9 protein-coding genes are annotated in these 18,921 nt (G+C 63.4%); 4 read left to right on the forward strand and 5 right to left on the reverse strand.

Annotated elements, in window-relative coordinates; all coding sequences use genetic code 11:
- Positions 1-168: 168 nt before the first annotated feature.
- The 4 genes from JVX98_RS00845 to JVX98_RS00860 form a co-directional block, all read right to left on the reverse strand.
- Positions 169-1,494 (reverse strand): HlyD family type I secretion periplasmic adaptor subunit, encoded by a 1,326-nt coding sequence (locus tag JVX98_RS00845; protein WP_205236538.1) that lies wholly within the window; start codon positions 1,492-1,494, stop codon positions 169-171.
- A gap of 60 nt (positions 1,495-1,554) precedes the next feature.
- Positions 1,555-4,263, reverse strand: a complete 2,709-nt coding sequence (locus JVX98_RS32605) for a calcium-binding protein (protein WP_205236539.1) — start codon at positions 4,261-4,263, stop codon at positions 1,555-1,557.
- 40 nt (positions 4,264-4,303) lie between these two features.
- Positions 4,304-6,055: a type I secretion system permease/ATPase gene (locus JVX98_RS00855; RefSeq protein ID WP_205236540.1), complete on the reverse strand. Its 1,752-nt coding sequence runs from the start codon at positions 6,053-6,055 to the stop codon at positions 4,304-4,306.
- Positions 6,056-6,129: 74 nt separating this feature from the next.
- On the reverse strand, positions 6,130-13,908 hold the full coding sequence (locus JVX98_RS00860) for a peroxidase family protein (RefSeq protein ID WP_205236541.1): 7,779 nt from the start codon (positions 13,906-13,908) through the stop codon (positions 6,130-6,132).
- A gap of 409 nt (positions 13,909-14,317) precedes the next feature.
- Between JVX98_RS00860 and JVX98_RS00865 the strand changes: the two genes are divergently transcribed.
- Both JVX98_RS00865 and JVX98_RS00870 read left to right on the forward strand, forming a co-directional pair.
- Entirely contained in the window at positions 14,318-15,793 is a 1,476-nt protein-coding gene (locus JVX98_RS00865) for a sensor histidine kinase (RefSeq protein WP_246764839.1), read from the forward strand.
- Entirely contained in the window at positions 15,786-16,451 is a 666-nt protein-coding gene (locus JVX98_RS00870; protein ID WP_205236542.1) for a response regulator transcription factor, read from the forward strand. Before JVX98_RS00865 ends, JVX98_RS00870 begins: the two co-directional genes overlap by 8 nt.
- A gap of 203 nt (positions 16,452-16,654) precedes the next feature.
- Here JVX98_RS00870 and JVX98_RS00875 read toward each other — a convergent pair whose 3' ends face one another.
- Positions 16,655-17,392: a response regulator transcription factor gene (locus JVX98_RS00875; protein ID WP_246764840.1), complete on the reverse strand. Its 738-nt coding sequence runs from the start codon at positions 17,390-17,392 to the stop codon at positions 16,655-16,657.
- Between the two features lie 429 nt (positions 17,393-17,821).
- Between JVX98_RS00875 and JVX98_RS00880 the strand changes: the two genes are divergently transcribed.
- Positions 17,822-18,538: an NAD-dependent epimerase/dehydratase family protein gene (locus JVX98_RS00880; protein WP_246764841.1), complete on the forward strand. Its 717-nt coding sequence runs from the start codon at positions 17,822-17,824 to the stop codon at positions 18,536-18,538.
- Complete coding sequence (locus JVX98_RS32190) at positions 18,424-18,837, forward strand: hypothetical protein (RefSeq protein WP_246764899.1); 414 nt, start codon at positions 18,424-18,426, stop codon at positions 18,835-18,837. The genes JVX98_RS00880 and JVX98_RS32190 overlap by 115 nt, the downstream gene beginning before the upstream one ends.
- The last annotated feature ends 84 nt before the right edge of the window (positions 18,838-18,921 follow it).

An 18,921-nucleotide genomic window follows, 5' to 3' on the forward strand; every position in this document is an offset into this window, starting at 1 on the left:
CATGCAATTCGTGATTGCCGACCTGCGGGCCGGTTTTCCAGGGGAAAAGGTACACAAGGCGTGACTCTGATAGACACGCTCAAGATAAGGCGACCGTGCGCGGTCGCCTCTCCGGCAACGCCCCTCTTCCGGGGCAAAGTGCGGTAGCTTCCGGTGATGAAGTAAACGTCACTCCTCGCGGAAGGCTCGAAGCATTTGGTCGGTGAAGGGCTTCGTCAGATAGGAGATGGCCGTGCGCTCGTCCGTCTGGACATAGACTTCGACCGGCATGCCCGGCATCAGCTTGCGGTCGCCGAGCTTGTCCAGCGCCTGGGTGATGTCGACCGTGGCGAGATAGTAGGGCTGTCCGGTGGCGCGATCGATCGTCGTTGCGGCGGCGACCACACCGACCCGGCCATCGAGTTCCGGGGTCGTACGCTGGTTGAAGACGGTGAAGCGCAGGCGGCTGGCCCGGCCCGGTGCGATGCGGTCGATGTCGGCCGGCGGGATGCGGATTTCGACAGTAAGATCATCGTCCTCGGGCACGATCGACATCACGCTGGCGCCGGGGGCGATGATGCCGCCGATCGTGTGGACCTGCAGGTCGTAGACGAGACCGTCGACAGGGGCGCGCACCACCATGCGCGACAGTCGGTCGCGGGCGGCGACCTCGCGCTCGCTGAGTTCGGCGATCTTGGCCTCGATGCCGACGATCTGGGTCTGGGTTTCCTTGCGGATGTTCTGGTCGATGGCGAGCAGTTTGATGCGCAGTTCGCTGATCTGCCCGACTGCTTCTGCGATCCGCGCGACGAGTTCGCCCTTGGATCCATCGATGCGAGCCATCTGCCGCAGGAGGTCGCGGTGTTCGGAGACCGGCACCAGACCGCTCTTCAGCAAGGTCTCGAGCTTGGCGATTTCCTTCTCGACGATTTCCCTTTCGGCGTCGCTCGAGCCGGTCTGGGCCTTGAGGCCGCGGATCTGCTCCTCGAGCTGGGTGATCTGCAGGCGCATCTGCTCTTCCTGGCTGGTGATCATCCGGCGGTTGGCCTCAAACAGCTTGAGTTCGCTGACCTTCAGCACCTCGCTGACATCGAGGCCGTCGAAAGAAACAACGGTCTCGCCATCCCGCTCGGCCTTCAACCGAGCGCGCATAGCGTAGAACTGTTGCAATTGGCCGCGCACGATCGCAAGCTCCACCCGGGTCTGTGTTTCGTCCAGACGGATGAGCACGTCGCCCTTCCTGACCTGGTCGCCGTTGCGCACCGCAATCTCGGAGACGATACCGCCGTCACGGTGCTGGATGAGCTTGACCTGCTGGGAGATGGCGACCTGGCCTTGCGTGATGACAGCCCCGGAAAGCCGGGCGTGGGCGGCCCACCCACCGACGCCGAAGAGCAGGGTTGCGGCAAAGGCGGCGGAGACGACGATGCGCGAGGTGATGCCGAACTGGCTGCTGCCCTTTGCGATCTTGTCTTCGGCCTTGTTGGTCCTGCTCTCGTTCTCTCTGCTGATCATGGCCTTCTCCCGGTAACGCGTGACAACTCTGGTTGATGCGGGTGGTGTGTTTGCGATTGCTTAGACGGCGTCTCTCTGCTGCTCCCCGGCCGTCTCGATGGCGGCGAGAATGAAGTCCTGCTCGGTCAGCGCGTGGCGGCCGGCGATCAGGAACTCGAGGTCCTCATCGCGCTCGAGATCGATGACGGCGCGCACGACCGTGCGCTCGCTGTCGCTGAAAGTCTCGTGATAGAAGGTGATGCGGTTGACCGGCGCCGGGCTGCCGTCGTCGGCAAAGGGCGCAAAGACGAGGCCGCCGATGGCTTCGGCAATCTTCGACAGGTCGATGCGATCGCCGACCTGGAAGTCGCGGATCTCATCGCGCCCCTCCCCGCCATTGGCAAGAGCGGCGAGGCTGCGGAAGACGAAGATATCCGCCCCAGCACCTCCGGCCAGGAAGTTGACGGCGTTGCTGGCGACGACGATGTCGTCGCCCTTGCCGCCGATCGCGGTTTCGACGGAACTCAGGCTGTCGTTGCCGATCTCGACGCCCGTGGCAATGCCGCGGTCGAGATCGATCACCACGGCCTGCGTGGCTGCGGAGGCATCGTAGCGATCAACGCCATCACCGCCGTCGATCGAATCGTCTCCGTCGTCGGTACCGGGCAGGAGGACCACGACGAAGGTATCGTTGCCATCCTCGCCCTTCAGTTCGTCGTCGCCGGCACCGCCGACGAGCACGTCATCGCCGTCGCGGCCACGCAGCCTGTCGTCTCCGTTTCCGCCAAATAGCATGTCGTCGCCGCGACTGCCGGAAATCCGGTCGTTGCCGCGCCCGCCGACGATGATCTCGAAGTCTTCGATGCGATCCTCGCCGATCTCCTCGCCCTCGGCGATGCCGGTCTCCATATCGGCGAGAACCGCCTGCACCAGCGCGGACAGATCGAGCGTGTCGATGCCATCGCCGCCGCTATAGGTGTCATCGCCGTCATCGTCAGCGTCGCCGCTGCCATCGAAGGCGAGCACCAGGATCGTGTCGTTGCCGGCGCCTCCGGAGACGACATCGTCACCCTTGCCGCCAATCAGCGTGTCGTCGCCGGCATTTCCGGCAATCACGTCGTTGCCGTCCTTGCCGATCAGTGTGTTGCAACGCTCGTCGCCGGTGATCCGGTCGTCGCCGGAACCGCCGATCACGCTTTCGATGCTCTCGATCGTATCGGAGCCGATTTCCGTACCTGTCGCAGTGCCTGCGGCGAGGTCGATGACAACCGTGTCCTGTGCGGTGCTGGCGTCGAGCGTGTCATGGCCTTCGCCACCGGAATAGCGGTCGTTACCGTCATTGGCGGGCGGCGATGCGCTGCGCGCTTCCTCGGCGGCAAGGCCGGTGACGATGACGTCGTCGCCGCCTCCGGCAAGCACTGTATCCTCGCCGGAACCGCCGGTCAGCCGGTCGTTACCGGCCCCGCCGTCGACGAGATCGTTGCCGGCATCGCCATCGAGTACATCGCGACCCTCCTCGCCAAACAGGCGATCGTTGCCAGCACCGCCGGAGAGATAGTCGTCGCCGGCCTCGCCAAGCAGGATATCGTCTCCCTCCTCGCCATAGAGATGATCGTCCCCTGCCCCGCCGAACAGGATGTCGTTGCCGCGCCCGCCAAAGAGGCGGTCGTTGCCGGCTTCACCATAAAGCGTGTCGTTGCCATCGCCGCCGAGCAGCGTGTCGTCGCCGCTGCCGCCGAGGATGATGTCGTCGGACTCGCGGCCATAGACGATGTCGTCACCGCCAAGGGCCGCGATGATGTCCTTCTGCGGCGTGCCGCGCATCACGTCGTCGCCGTTGGTGCCGCGGATCTCGTTCGCCGGCCAGTCCATCAGCGTCATCGACGCGCCATTGACGGTACGGCCGGTGCCATCCGAAACCGAATAGGTGAAGGTGACTTCGCCGAGATCGCCACGCTCCGGCGTATAGAGCCACATGCCCTCGCCGTAGGAGCGGATCGAACCATTGGATACCGTCAGGTTGGCGATCGACAGCCCGTCGCCGTCCGGATCGACCGTGTTGGCGAGCAGGTCGTTCAACAGGATGACGGCCGAGAGGTTCATCAGGCCGTTGGCGAGCACATTGCGTCCGGTGACAACAGGCAGGCGATTGCTGCGAGCACTGCCGTCGTCGTCATCGTCACCATCGCCGGGACCACCAGGACCACCGGGCTCGTCATCGTCATCGTCATCGTCGTCGTCATCGCCCGGGCTACCACCGTCATCATCATCATCATCATCGCCCTCCTCGCCGCCGGGTGGCGAACTACCGAAGGACGCCAGAGCGGGGAAGTCGAAATCCAGCGGGCCGTTGTCGTTGGCGGGGCGTGCGCTTGTCTTGTAGGGCCGCTCGTCGATGAGGTCGGTCGTGGGCTGGCCGTCATCGAAGGCAAGCCGCACCGATGAGCGCAGGCGACCGAGCTTTGCCGGGATGGCTTCGTCCGGAAACGCCAGGTCTTGCAGCAGCGCCTGAACGTAGGCGGCGGCATCCTCGATCGCCCCGAGCGCCCCTGACATGTCGAGCAGGTCGCTCGGCTGGCCGGGCCCGACAGGTGCGGGATCCGGTTCGTGCTTTGCCGGTTCGCTTTCGCCTTCCTTGCTGCCGAACACCGAACCGAGTGCGCCGAGGAACAGCGCCGACAGTACCAGCCGCCCACGCTTGCGCTCGGGCTTGTCGGCGATCGCGTACCGGTTCATCGGCGCGATCGCCTGCTGACTGTCGGGGCGCTTCAGGATGAGCTTTTCGTCCATGACATCCTCCTCGGCCTGCGGCCGAACCTCTCAAGGTCTCTCACTCGGCCGCCGCCGACACCCGGTGCGGCGGTTGCCCGCCAGCATCCGCGCGCCGCGTCTTTTCGACCACCAATGGCCGGGTCTTCTGCGACGGCAGGATCTCCTCCTTCGGACCGAAGGCGACCAACCGACCGCCTTGCACCAGGCCGATCATGTCGACCGTCTGCAGCGCGCTCGGGCGATGTGCGACGATGACGACGATGCCGCCGCGCTCGCGTACATTGAGGATCGCCCGGTTGAGCGCTTCCTCGCCTTCGGCATCGAGGTTGGAGTTGGGCTCGTCGAGCACCACGAGAAAAGGGTCTCCATAGAGCGCGCGTGCCAAGGCGATGCGCTGTCTCTGGCCCGCGGACAGGGCCGTTCCATGGGGACCAAGCTCGGTCTGGTAGCCGTTTGGCAGATGCACGATCATCTCGTGAATGCCGGCGGCCTTGGCGGCGCGGATGATCGCCCGCGCATTCGGCGCTTCGGCGAAGCGCGAGATATTGTCGGACACGGTGCCATCCATCAGCGCCACGTCCTGCGGCAGGTAGCCGACATGCTGGTTGAACAGCCCCTCCGGCCACTGGCTGAGATCGGCGCCGTCGATGCGCACGGCCCCGCGCAGCACCGGCCAGATGCCGAGTATGGTGCGGGCGAGTGTGGTCTTGCCGCCACCGGACGGGCCGATCAGCCCCACGGCCTGGCCGGCCTTCAGTTCCAGGCTCACCTCGCTCAGAAGCACAGCACCTGTCGAAGGCGCGACCGTCGTCACCTTGTCGAGGCTAAGGCTCTGCTGCGGCGCCGGTAGGTCAAGATTGCCGCTGCGTTCGTCGAGCACGCCGAGCGTCTCGTTGAGGCGGTGAAAGCTGCGGCGGGCGGCAACGACGCCCTTCCACTGCGCGATTGCCAGGTCGACCGGCGCCAGCGCCCGGGCGGTCACGATCGACGAGGCAATGATCGAGCCGGCCGACATCTGTCCGCGGATCGCCAGATAGGCGCCGAGCCCGAGGATCGCCGATTGCAGGATCATGCGCAGCACCTTCGACAGGCCCGACAAGGTGCCGCCGATGTCGGAGGTTTTGGTCTGACAGTCGAGGTGGCGGCGGTTGGCCTTCTCGAAGCGCGCCACGGCCCGGCCGGTCATGCCCATTGCGTGCAGCACGTCGCTGTTGCGGGCATTGCTCTCGGCAATCGAGCTGCGCGCCACCGAGGCCTTGATCGTCGGGCTGGAATGGCGCCGCGTCATGACCTCGGCAATCACCGTCAGCAGCGCCAGAACCAAGGCGCCGCCGAGCGTGAGGTAGCCGAGCATTGGATGCAGCAGCCAGACGAAGGCGAGATAGATCGGGATCCAGGGCAGGTCGAACAGCGCCATCGGTCCCTGGCCGGCGAGAAAGCCGCGCAGCGTGTCGACATCGCGGCCGCGTTCCGTCGCCTCCGCCGTCGAATAGCCGAAGCGCGGCATTTCGATCACCACCTTGTGGGCGAGCGGTGCCAGTTCCGCGTCGAGCCGAGCGCCGAGACGCACCAGGATCTGCGAACGGATGACGTCGAACAGACCCTGGAACAGGTAAAGCCCGACCGCCAGAACCGAGAGCGCCACCAGTGTCGAGATGCTGCCGCTGGTCAGCGCCCGGTCATAGATCTGCAGCATGTAGAAGGCGCCGGTCAGCGCCAGAATGTTGATGATGCCCGATAGACCGAAGAGATAGATGAGGATACCGCGCATGCCGCCAATCTTGTATTGCGGCTCTTTCTTCTTGCTCATGATGAGAACCCCTTTTGCCCGCCCCGCATTCCATCCCGGCCGGCCTCAGCCGACCGGGATTTTTTGCTTCATGTTCAGGAGACGCCGTTGAAGTCGGCGACCTTGAGGTTGTGGGTGCCGTCGAGCGTCAGGGCGAACTCGGCATCCGGGTCGCCGTCGACACTGCCGCGGATCACGGTTACGTCCGCACCGTCGCGGGTCTCGTGCGTGACCACGATCTGGCCGGCCCCTGAAAGCGTCGTGCCGCTCGAGAGCGTGAAGCTCTGCTTGCCGGCCTGCCCGCTGTTTGCATCGATCGCCGAGAAATCGATCCGGTCACCCGGCGAGAAGCCGTAGATCGTGTCGCCGTCGGCCGCCGCCACCGAGGTAAAGCGGAAGACGTCGTCGCCAAGGCCTCCGTCCATGATGTTGACGGCAGTCGAGGCGGTGATCTCGTCGTGACCCGAACCGGCGATGATGTTCTCGAACCCGTAGATCGTGTCGGTGCCGACCTCGGCCCCCACCACCTGGCCGCGCCCCATGAAGCCGCTGCCGAGATCCACTTTGAGGTTGCCGGTCGCCACCGAATAGTCGAGCGTGTCGACGCCATCGCCACCCCAGTAACTGTCGGAACCGTCGTTGAGCGTGGCAAGCACGGTGTCGTCGCCGTCGCCGGCCCAGACCTTGTCCGCCCCGGCGCCGCCTTCGATGATGTCGTTGCCGGCATCGCCGTAGAGAAGATCGTCGCCGCTATTGCCGAACAGCGTGTCAGCACCGGCCCCGCCATGGATCTCGTCGTTGCCGGCTCCACCGGAGGCGACATCATCGCCATCGCCGCCGGACAGCACATCGTCGCCATCCTCGCCGCGCAGCACGTCGTTGCCGCCATCGCCCGACAGAATGTCGGAGGCTGCGCCGCCGAGCAGGATGTCGGACGCCGCGCCGCCCAACAGCACGTCCGACGCCGAGGTGCCGACCAGGGTGCGGGCTGCAATCGGCAACGGCACGCCGTTGCCATCGCCATCGCCCGATCCGCCGTCCGTACCACAGCCGTCGTCGTCACCGTCGTCGTCCGAGCCACCATCACCGCCGTCATCATCGTCGTCACCGGCGACGAGGGTCGGCGTATCGCCGCCGAAGGTGATGGAATGCCCGCCATTCGATAGCGTCGTGGTGCCGTCGCCGTTGTCGGTTTCCTCGTAGCTCGCCGGGTCCGCGCCGACGGGGATCTCGATCACGTCCTGGGGACGCAATGCACCGACGATCGTGTCCTGGCCGCCGTTGCTGCGGAAGACGATGCGGTGGGCGGACGACAGGCTCGAAATATCGACCACATCGTTGCCGGCAGACCCTTCGATCGTGATCGTCGAGTAGTTCAGGCTGGTCGTGTCGAAATTGCCGATGACCTGGATCGTGTCGCCCGCGCTTGCGCCCCCATCCGGTCCGCCATTGTTGTTGTTGTTCGTCACGTTCAGCGTGTTGACGCTGATCTCCTCGATGTTGTCGAGTTCGGCAATCACGCTTTCGGTACCGTTGACCGTGCGGGTGATCACGATCTCCGTCGATGCAAGGAAGGTCGTGTTCAGGCTTGCTGCCAGACCGGCATTCTGCCCGGCGGTAACCGCATAGATGCGGAACAGTTCGGCTCCCTGAACTCCGTTCAGAGTGTAAGTGTCACTGCCGGCGCCGCCATCGATGATGTCGCGTCCCTGGTTGCTGGTTTGGTTGATGTTGTCGTCGCCGCCGCCAGCAAAAATGATGTCGTTGCCCGCGTTGCCGTTCAGCGTGTTGGCGGCATTGTCGCCGACAAGTATGTCGTTGCCGGTCCCGCCGTCGATCGGTCCGCCGGCGTCGCGGACCACATCGACGGTTGCCGTATCGGTACCCGTACCGCGGTAGGTGAAGGAACCGCCGTTGGTGAGCCCGTTGTCGGTAACCGTGACGCCGTTCGGGCCAAGGGTGGCCGCGACGCTGTTCGTTCCTGTGATGGCCGAGATCGCCAAAGGGCTGTCGGGATCGGTATCGTTGGCAAGCAACGCCCAGCTCGGAATTGTGAACGGGTTGCCATTGGTCCAGTTCGTCACGATGCGATCGTTGTTGGCGATCATGGGGTCGTCCACGGCAACCACGCTGATGGTCGCCGTCGCGGGCTGGCTGTCGCGGATGCCATCGTTCACCGTCACCTCGATCGTCCGGGGCGTCGTGCTCGGATTATCGGAGGAGTTGGAGAAGCGAACCGAGTCCAGCGCGCGTTGGTAATCTGCGGCACTCGCCTGGCCCGTGAACTGCAGGACGATTTCACCACCAATTATGGCTTGCGTGACCGCGATAGCGGTGGGGCGCCCGTTCGCCGTGGTCGCCGTCAGTACGTCGCCGGCTGCCATGTTCTTCAGGACGATGCGGGCCGAAGCGATCATCTCGTTTGTGGTAATGCCCGACAGGCTGGAGATGCCGACGGCAGCCTGGTTTTCGGTGAACGTGCTGCTCCAATTGTTCGTGCCGTCGTCCACGGGCGTGGTGTATTGAACGTTCACATTGTCGATCAAGACAGACTCGGCGTTGCTGTTCACACCGCTGAAGACAAAGCGGATGGCCGACGAGGCCGAGAAGGGGCCGGCAAGCGTGAGGTTGGCGCTGCCGTCGTTGGCGTTACCGTCGATCGTGCGGATTGTGGTGAAGGTGATGCCGTCGCTCGAATACTGCACCAGAAGGCTTTCGCCGTTGTCGAGGCCGGTTTCGTCGTAGTCGAAACTCAGCGTCGCAGTGCCCGTGCCGACCATGGAAAGATCAACGGTCCGGGTGATCGTGGCGCCCGCCGGCGTCGAGCCGAAACCGGTGTCCTGCCGGAATTCAAGCTGGCCGCCATTGACGCGGATTTCACCCGTTGTCGCCACGTTGGTCGTGCGGTCGCCCGTCTCCGTCCATGCCGAAGTCCAGGCCGCCGATCCATTGGAGTTGGCGTAGTTCGCGGAGCCGAAGGCATCGCGATAGTTGCCGCTGTCGAAGGCGTGCAGGTCGAGCGATGGGCCGCGAAGGTCGAGAACCCGATCGGCAAACTGGATGCGTTCAATGTTGAAGAGGCGGTCCGTCCCCTCCGCTTCGAGATTGCGTCCGGTCACCGGGTCGATGACGCCGGCGGCCGGGTCCGTATGGGCGACCGTCACGCTGCCGTCGGCGTTGAAGGTGACCTCGTAGTTCTCGAAGTTGTCGTAGTAAACGGCCGTGTCGACATCGCCGGCCTTGCCGCCATCGACGATCTCGCGGACGACCTGCAACTGGCTCGGCTTGATCTCACCCGAAAACAGACGGCTCTGGATGTCGGCGATCGAGTCGACGCTGAAGGCCGGCCAGCCCTGGCCTTCGCGCGGCGAGACGAGGATGCGTACGTTCAGCCACTTGTCGCCGTCGATGATGTCATTGCCGCCCATGCCGCGGATCGTGTCCGAACCGCCGCCGCCGAGGATGATGTCCGACCCGTCGGACGTATCCATGACGGCGACCTCCTTCGCTCCGGCCGGGTTGATCGGAACGCCGTTCGCATCGAGGTTGTGCGGATTGTAGAGGTCGAAGCGCTGGAGGTGGGCGACGAGCTCGCGCAGGCCTGCGATCCGGTCGACATTCTTTTCGAGCAGCGCGTTCGAGAAGCTCTCGATCGGAGCGTCGGCGTCGACCTGGGCGGCGTTGCCGTTTGGATCGTACCCGCCGATGACCACGTCGCGGCCGGTGAGGGTATCGTTGCGATCCCAGCCGGACAGCCCTTCGACCAGATCGTAGCGGTCGCGCAGGATGTTGTTCTGCTGGTTGACGAAGATGCTGATGTTCATGTTCGCATCGGCGTCGTAGTTGTTGTTCTTGAACGTGGTCCAGTCGAAGCCGGCCATGCCGTTCGAACGGTTGATGCCGATGCCCTGAACCATGATGTCGTCGCCGGATTCGGCATCGAAATCGGTGTCGTTCTCGCCTGCGATCATCACGTCATGGCCGATGATGCGCGAGTTGAAGAACAGTTCCGAATTGTCGCCCGTGAGCGTCGTCATATTGCCCTGGGCTTCCATCCAGTCGTCACCCTCGTTGCCGAGAATGGCGCCGCCGCCGCCGGTGGGTGCGCGGATGAAGTCGTTGCCCTGGCCGCCGGAAAGCGTCTTCTGATCCTCGCCGCCGGCCAGCACGTCGTTACCGTCGCCGCCGAAGATCAGATCGAGGCCCATGCCGCCGTTGATGACGTCGTCGCCCGCTTCGCCCTTGATGACGTCGCTGGCGCCGATGTCGGTACCGCTATCGGTGATGATGTCGTCGCCGTCGCCGCCGTGCAGATGATCGACGCCGAAGCCGCCCTCGATGCGGTCATCTCCCCCCTCGCCCCAGATCGTGTCGTCGCCGGCACCCCCGATCAAGGTTTCGCCTGTGTTCGTGCCGCCGAGCACCACGTGCTCTTCGCCGGTGAAGCGCAGGTAATTCGTGCCGCGAATAACGAGGGAATCAGTGCCCGTAACCGCGGAAATCACGTCGGCCTCGCGGGTTGGGTCGGCATTGCCGAGCCCATGGTTCCACTGCTTGGTCTGATCCATCGTGATGATGTAGTCGGCCGTCTGGAAGGCCGAGCCATTGATATGGAGGCCGCTGTCCTCGGTGTCGGTGTTGCGGCGGATGAGGTCGGCAAAGCTGTCGGCCTCGAGCTCGTTGAGCAGGTTATGCCCTTGCGTACGGCTCAGGTAGTAGAAGCGGTCGGCGTTCTGGAGGTTCTGGATCTGCAGCTCGAAGACGAAGGTGAAGGTCGAGCCCAGCATTCCGCCGAAGGGCATCAGCGCCTCGGCTAGGCCGCCGATCCAGAAGTCCACCTTGTTGAGGCCGGTTTCCCGCGTTGCCCATGCGCCGGTGGAGTTCAGGTAGTCCAGTCGCGCCTGGCGCTCCGCCGCCGTTTCGCCAGTCGTGCCGAAAACGAGATCCCAGGCAGCATCCCGCTTGGCTTCGGCCGTGGTGGCAGCGACGATCGATTCATGGGTGCCGTAAGCGGCGATAAAGTTGACGATCGAAAGCGGGTTCTTGATGTGCAGCGCGAAATCCGCCCAGCTTTCATAGGGTTTGAGGTAGCTGTCGTTCGTCTGTTCGTAGATCTGGCGCCGCGCCTCGTTGAGCGAGGGGATGCCAGTTTCGCGCGCTCGGGTGATGTTGACCGCCGCAAGGTCCAACGGCAGGCCGACGAGGTTGTTGCGCAGCGCGCTGGTCATGAACTCGTCGATTTCGTTGCCGACCTGCTGGGTCATGCCGCGAATGATGGCGCCGGAGGCAGCGTGCGCATCGACACCCGCGTTGTTGAACGCCAGCGGGTTCAGGAACGCTTCGATCAGGCCGAGTTCTTGCGGTGTTGCAGCACCTTGAGCGTTCAGCGTGAGCATCTCGACGTTTTCGGTAAGCATCGAGTGGCCGAAGCGATAAACGACCTGGGCGAATTCTTCGAAGATCGCGCCGTCGAGTTCGACGGAATGGGAGAACACGAAGGCATCGATTTGCGGCGCGACAGCGCGGACGAACTCCTCGAAGACGAGGTGCTGATAGACCATTTCCGTCGAGAAACGTGCCGCCTGGAAGAGACGCTCGCCATCCCAGACAAGGCCTGCGGAACTGGTCGGGAACGTGGTCACGTCGACCAGCAGCCACTCGTTGAGCAGCGCCAGGTCTCCTTCGGCCAGCACCGTCGCCTTGATCGCGCTGACCTGTCGGTTGTGCTCGCTGTGGAAGACCGAATGGGTCGCCGTCAGCGCGATGTTCTCGTTGCCGCGGCCATCGCCGACGACGAAGTGGGCGTCGAGCAGTTCGTCGTCATAGGTGACGTTGACGCCGAACGCGTTCGGAAGGATCGTGTTGCCGGCAACGTCGTCGTCGTCCGCAACAACGGCAACGGGCGCGGTTAGCGGGTTCCGGTCGTGATCGACCGGGCCGCTCGGTACGGCGCTATGGGCGATGTCGTTGAGGAAGGCGCGGCCGGCGCTCAGCGCCGTGACCCCATCGAGCGGGTTTGCAAGATTGCCCTCCACAGGTCCGTTGACGGTGATCATCAGCGGCAGGCCGTTGGGTCCGCGAACGAATTCGCCGTAGAGGTCCGTCACCAGGAGCGGCACGCTATGGACGTTCAGGTCGCTAAGCTCGATGCCGAGCAGGTCCCTTGCCTGGTTCTTGATGTCGGCCCAGGTCGGCGGCCCACCGGTGGCGCCCTGCAGCATCTCACCCGTTGCCAGGGGCTTGCCGTCCACCAGCACATACTCGCGCAGGAAGACCTGGTGCGACGGATTGGATGTGTAGACCTGGTTGAGGTCGATCCACGGGGTGGTCTCGTTTTGATGATCGCGGATGTCGTCGGCCGTACCGAGCTGACCGTCAGGACCGGGATCGTTGGTCGCGCGGGTGAGGACCATGAAATTGGTCTGGCTACCCACGACGTAGAGCGGATCGTCCGGCTGCAGCGGAATGATGACGTTGCCGCTGCCCCCCTTCGAGGTCAGGTCAAGGCCGTGGTCGAAGAACTGGCCGAAGATGGTCATGAAGCCGTTGAACGAGGCGGTGTCCCCGAGGTCGGCGGCGACGTTCTTGATGAAGACGTTGTCGCCATCCATCGTCACGCCGTGAGACGAAAGCTCGTTGATGACGGCGGCATCGGCCGCGGCGGCCGCAGCTTCGGCGGCTGCCGTCGCCGCACTTCCGGTCGGGATTGCGTCGCGCACGGCAATTGCATCATTGAGCGCATCCGTCACGTCCGCCAGATCCCCCGCTGCCACGCCCAGGGCCGCGTCGGCGCTCGCGAGTGCCGAGGAGGCGCTTGCCGCAGTGCTCTGGGCACTGTCGACGGCGCTCGCCAGGTTTTGTTGCTCGGCCACCGCGTCCTGCAGGGCGACGACTGCCGTCGTATGCTCTGCCTGCGCTGCCGTCAGGGCAGCCGAAGCGTCTTCCAGATTCTCGGCGGACAGATTGTAGGCGATTTCGGCATCTTCCCGGGCTTCCACGGCCTCGATGTAGAGCGCGCTGTTTGCCGGCGTTGGATTGTTCTGGAACGCCGTGAGGGCGGCGCTCTCCGCCTGCTCGGCCAGGGCAAGATTGGCAAAGGCGACGTTGCGTGCATCGGTCGCGTTCGAGACCTCCGCCGCTGCAGCCTGGCTGGCTGCAAGTGCCGTGGCGGCAGCCGCCTGGGCGCTTGCGACCACAGGCGCATGGGCATCGCGCGCCGCGATTGCCGAGGCCAGGGCGGCATTGGCGCTTGCGAGTGCCTGCGCCGCTCCCGACTGTACGACCACGGCCGCGTCATAAGTCGCCTGCGCCGTTGCTTGCGCTGCCTGGGCGTTGGCGACGACGACATTGGCGGCAGCGACCGCGGCAGCGGCATTCGCAGCCGCGGTCGCGACGGCGGCATGCGCCGCCCGTGCGACGGCCTGGAGATCCATGACCGTGCGCACGATGCCCAGGGCTTCCGCCCCCTTGATGTCGACGGACGCAAGCGCTCCGGCTATCGCTGCCGGATTGTCGAGCGACTGGTCCGCGACGATGTTGGAGATCAGCCGAGGCTGGCTGTCGTAAACCGTACCCGATGGGTCGGCGTAACTCGTCTGCTGTCCGTTGCGCGGGTTGATTTCGGCCGGCGCGTAGTTCGGCGTGAGCAGGCGCACCATCGTCTGGTCCGATGAGCCGAGATGGGTCATGTTCGGCTGGAAGTTGTTGTACGAGCCGTCAACCGTGCGAAGGCCGTATGGAAGGAGCGGGTTGGAAACAAGCTCTGCAAGGGCAGCGCGCGGATCGGCGCCGCCGTCGATGGCCGCCGTATGGGCTTCTGCGATCTTGATCTGCTTCAGGATGAAGTCGAGGTCGTTCCGGTTAAGCTTTACCATTTTTCCCTCCATCGGAGCACCCCGCGGTCGCGGTCGCCCGTTTTCAAACAAAGTTCCACCGTCCGGCGGTGAGGCTGTCCTCCGCGGCGCGCCGGTTGCTTTTCGTGTCTCGTTGGTGAGCCGAATAGGCCTTTTGATGCTCGTATGGTGAGCCGCAGCGCCGACGAAAGAAACGGCGCAAGGTCGGACGAGATTGTCGACGAAGGTTGGAGCGGATTTCGGACTAGTGGACGTGCACCGATGGCATTGGTCCAATGAAAAACCTGGACTTAGGTCCAGTTCTTCTTTCTCCCGTAGAAATTGACTGGAGTAGCTCTTTCAATTTGTCAGAATAGTGCGATCATCGCGAAAGCGGCTTGGCCGGGGCACTGCATTCCGCGGCACGCAATCCGAGAGGAAACCGCGCAGCGTGACGGAGCATTCAGGGGGTATTTCGCATGAGATCGCCGCGCCAGCGGAGCCGGCGCTAGTGGGCCGCCGTCGGCTGTTGCTGCCGCTACGACAATGGTTTGGCCGGCAGACCCTCTCCATGCAGTTCCTGCTTGCTTGCGGTGTACTGATCTTTCTGGTCGCTGCCGTCTCCGGCTATCTCATTTCTCGCGAAGTGTCTCACAATGCGGCGGTCGATCGCGCAGCCGCGACGGCTCTCTTCATGCAGAGCATTCTCGAACCGGCCGGCAACGACCTTGCCCAGTCGGGCCAGCTTTCGCCGGAGCGCCGGCTTCGTCTCGACGAGCTTTTTGCCGAACCGCAGTTCAAGGATCGCTTCCCCTATTTCGAGCTCTGGCTTCCGGATGGGTCGGTCGCCTACTCCACGTCCAAGGAACTGATCGGCCGCCGTTTCAATCCGCCGCCGGGGCTTCTGCGCGCGCTCAAGGGAGAGGTTGCCGCAGAGTATGCCGACCTGACGGCGAGCGAGCATACGCTGCGCAGCCTGAGCACACGTTATCTGGAAATTTACAGTCCGCTGCGCCGGTCCGATACCGGCGACGTGGTTGCCGTCGCGGAGATACACGAGGACACGGATACCCTGCACTGGGAGATCTTCGAAGTGCGGCTGATGGGCTGGACGGTCGTTGCCGGCGCATCCACCCTCATCATGCTCGGACTGCTCGCGATCGTGCATCGCGGAAGCGCAACGATCGAACGGCAGCGTCTGCGGCTGGAGCAGCGCGCCGAGGAGGCCGAGCGGGTTTCCGAAGAAATCCGCGTCCTGCGTGATCGCGCAAGGATCGCCTCCTTGCGCATGACGGACTCCAACGAACGTCTGACTCGCGGGATTGGCGCGGATCTGCATGATGGTCCCGCGCAGCTTATCGGCTTTGCCATCCTCCAGACGGAGCCCGTCCGCGTCGCCCGGTCCAAGTCCGAGCGTGAGGAGGCGCTGGAGGTGATCTGTGGCACGCTGGAGGAAGCCCTGAAGGAAATTCGCCTGATCGCGCGGTCGCTGCTGCTCCCGGATATCGAGCATCTGGACCTTGACCAGGTGATCGAGCGGGCAGTGAAACTGCACGAGGCGCGAACGGGAACGCAGGTTGCCATCAAGGGTAGCGGCAGCAGTTTGCCGCTCCCGCCGGTTATCAAGACCTGCATCTACCGCTTCGTTCAGGAAGGGCTGAACAACGCCCACCGCCATGCGAACGGCCAGGGCCAGGCGGTGCGCTGTCGCATCGACGGCACCGTTCTGAACCTCAGCGTTCGCGACCATGGCGGCCCTTCAGCCAAGCGCAGCCCCGGCGACAAGCCGGACGGCAGCGGTCTGGGCATTCACGGCCTTCAGCAACGGGTGGAAAGCCTTGGCGGTACGTTAAAGTTCGTGCATCGACGAGATGGGGCGGAACTGCAGATGACGCTGGATCTCGGGGGAGGAATGCTCGATGGATGAACGATCGTCGGTCATCGTCGTCGACGACCACGCACTCTTTCGCATGGGCGTTCTCCAGGCACTGTCAGCGCACAAGCGCTTTGCCGTCGTCGGCGAAGGAGGTTCGAAAGAGGACGCGCTCCGGCTCGTGGAAAATTTTCTTCCGAACGTGGCATTGCTCGACATCTCCATGCCCGGCAACGGGATAGACGCCGCCCGTGAAATCTCGGCGCGATGGCCAACGACGAAGATCGTGATGCTGACCGTGTCGGAGGAGGACGACGACGTCCTGGAGGCACTCGATGCCGGTGCGGCCGGCTACGCGCTCAAGGGGGCGCCGGCGCTGGACCTGATTACGGCGATCTCGACCGTTGCCGAGGGGCGAGCCTATCTTTCGCCAGCACTTGGCATGCGCCTTTTCGGCGTCATTCGGAACCGCACCGAAGGGCATCGGGTGGAACGGCTCGTCGACAAGCTGACGCCGAAGGAGGCGACCGTCTTCCGCCTGCTGGGACGCGGCTGCACCAACCGGACGATCGCCGAGGAGATGAGCGTGCAGATCAAGACGGTGAAATTCCATGTCGGCCGGCTGCTCATCAAGCTCGGCGCCAAGAACCGGGTCGAAGCGGCACTCCTGGCGCAGCGACATCTGAAGCTTTCGGCAAACAGCAAGACGTGAGCCGGAGCGCCGGCAGGGCTGGTGCATGCATCTGGCCGAAACCGCGGACTCGGAAACGAACTCGCTGGCAGGTCACAGGTTCTCCAGCCGCATGATGCCCTGACGCGCGTTGCGATCCTTCAGGCTCAATCGGTGCGCGTTCAGTTGTTGATTTGGCGAATGCCGTTATCGCAAAACCGCGGCGCACGTTTGGGCGACATGCTCTAGTTAATCCGCTCGCCCTCGCCGGCACCCTTCGGGATCACATCCAGCCGCTGAGCCGCCAGCACCACTTCCAGGCGGTTCCTGGCATCGAGCTTCTGCATGAGCACGCTCATGTAGTGCTTCACCGTCTTCTCGCTGATATCGAGACAGCGCGCGATCTCTCGGTTGGTGCTGCCACGCATCAGGTGACGGACGATCTGCTCTTCGCGAAGGCTGAGGCGCTGCTGGGCCTGTTCGCGCCGGCGCATCTCCGCGGTCTTCATCGCCATGATGACCTTGGTGGCAAAGCCTGCCGAAATGAAAGTCTCCCCGTCATAGACCATGCGGATCGCCTGGTGCAGGTCGCTGGCCCTGCTGCCCTTGAGCACATAGCCGGCAACGCCGTAGTTTAGCACCTGGATCGCCGTTTCTATGCTTGAATTTGCCGTGAAAACGATGATGCGCGTGCCCTGGTATTTTCGAGCAATCAACTCAATGGCCGCAACCGCATCCCCCGGCATGCTGAGATCGAGGACCAGCACGCGCGGCGAATGATCTTCGACAATTCTTAAAGCGTCGACAGCGTTCTCACCCTTCGCAACGATCTCCAGATCGCTCTTTGCGGAAAATACGCTGATTAAGCCGTCAAGCAAAATAGGGTGATCATCGACAAATGCCACGGAAATACACATGGAAACCAGCCCGAAATTAGAAACAGTAATAAAATTACATTGCAAAATCGCAGAGAAATTACGCATTCAAATTTATGCAGTTACGAACGAATACATTCGATATCGAATATCAATACATACGAAAATTAAGGCGCCCCGCACAAAGCTTCGCGCATCCTCGTTCATTCGGTACGCGCGGGTTCGAATGACCTCCCCGCCCTCCGATCCTCAAATACTATTACAGAAGAACTCAATTTTAAAGTGCATGCTTAAACATAGGTTAATTTTAGGGGTTTGACGAGCCGCTGAGCGAGAAGTGGCGTCGCCGCGCAAAGCCCCTGTTCGCCGATCGGCACATCTGCGGCCACATGTCGGAACAAATCCGCTTATCAAAGGCCTTGCCGTCGGCAGGACGGTCGATTTCAATGCGCGCTGCCCGATCTCCTTATGGCTCGGATGCCGCCGACATTTGCCGAATGGGTGGTGAAACGTGGAAAACGCGTAAAGGACCTCGCGATGCCCAGAGCCGTCATTGTTGGTGGAACCGGACAGGTCGGCCTTGCGACGGCCCGCCGGCTGGTCGGCGAAGCCTGGGATGTGACAATCGCCAGCCGGCGCGCCACGACGTTGCCGGAAGGCTGCCACCACGTCGAAGTCGACGCTCGGGATGTCGATCGACTGCGCGCCGTCGTTGGTTCGGACACCGATGTACTGCTGTCTTGCGTCGCCTTCAACGCGACCGATGCCAAATGTCTAGCTGAGGCGGGGAAATCCGCCGGTCGCATCGTCGCGATCTCAAGCGCAAGTGTTTATCGAGATCACGAAGGGCGAACACTGGACGAAGCCGCGGACTGCGGATTTCCGGTTTTCGCCGGAGCGTTGACCGAAGAGAGCCCAACTGTTGCCCCCGGACCGGAGACCTACTCGACGCGAAAGGCGGCGATGGAACAGACACTTCTGGGCCGCGCCGGTTGCCCGGTCACGATCCTGCGCCCCTGCGCCATTCACGGCTCAGAAGCAGACACGCCCGCGAATGGTGGTTCGTCAAAAGGCTGCTGGACGGCCGGACCGCTATTCCCTTGGCCTATGGTGGCCGGAGCCAGTTCCAGACGACATCCGTGGCCGCCATCGCCAACGCCGTGCTTCAGGCAGCCGATGGACAGTTGCCGCCGATCGCCAATGTTTCCGACGCCGACAGCCCCACCGTTGCGGAAATCGGCCACGCCATCATGAACATTCTGGGTCGGCGGGCAGAGCTTATCGGCTTGCCGGAGGCGCCCGTTTATCCACCTGTTTTTGGTGCGACGCCCTGGTCGATCCCCTCGCCCATGATAGTTGCAGGCACGGCAGACCCGACTGCCACCTACGAACAATCGGTCAAACCCGCCATCCGATGGCTTGTAGAGCATGTCAGGAGCGACAATTGGCAAGAGCGCCTGCCGCAGCTTGCCGCATATCCAAATGAGCATTTCGACTACGAGAGAGACGATCGCGCGCTGCAGCTTCCGGAAGCGATACCGATCGCCTGTTGAACCCGTGGCTTCGGAAACCCCACACGTGCCGAGCCGAAACGCAGATTTGGAACCAACCCCGTGATCTTGGCGGCATGCGTTCCT

Source organism: Ensifer sp. PDNC004 (assembly GCF_016919405.1).
In the GTDB taxonomy this organism is placed as follows: Bacteria; Pseudomonadota; Alphaproteobacteria; order Rhizobiales; family Rhizobiaceae; genus Ensifer.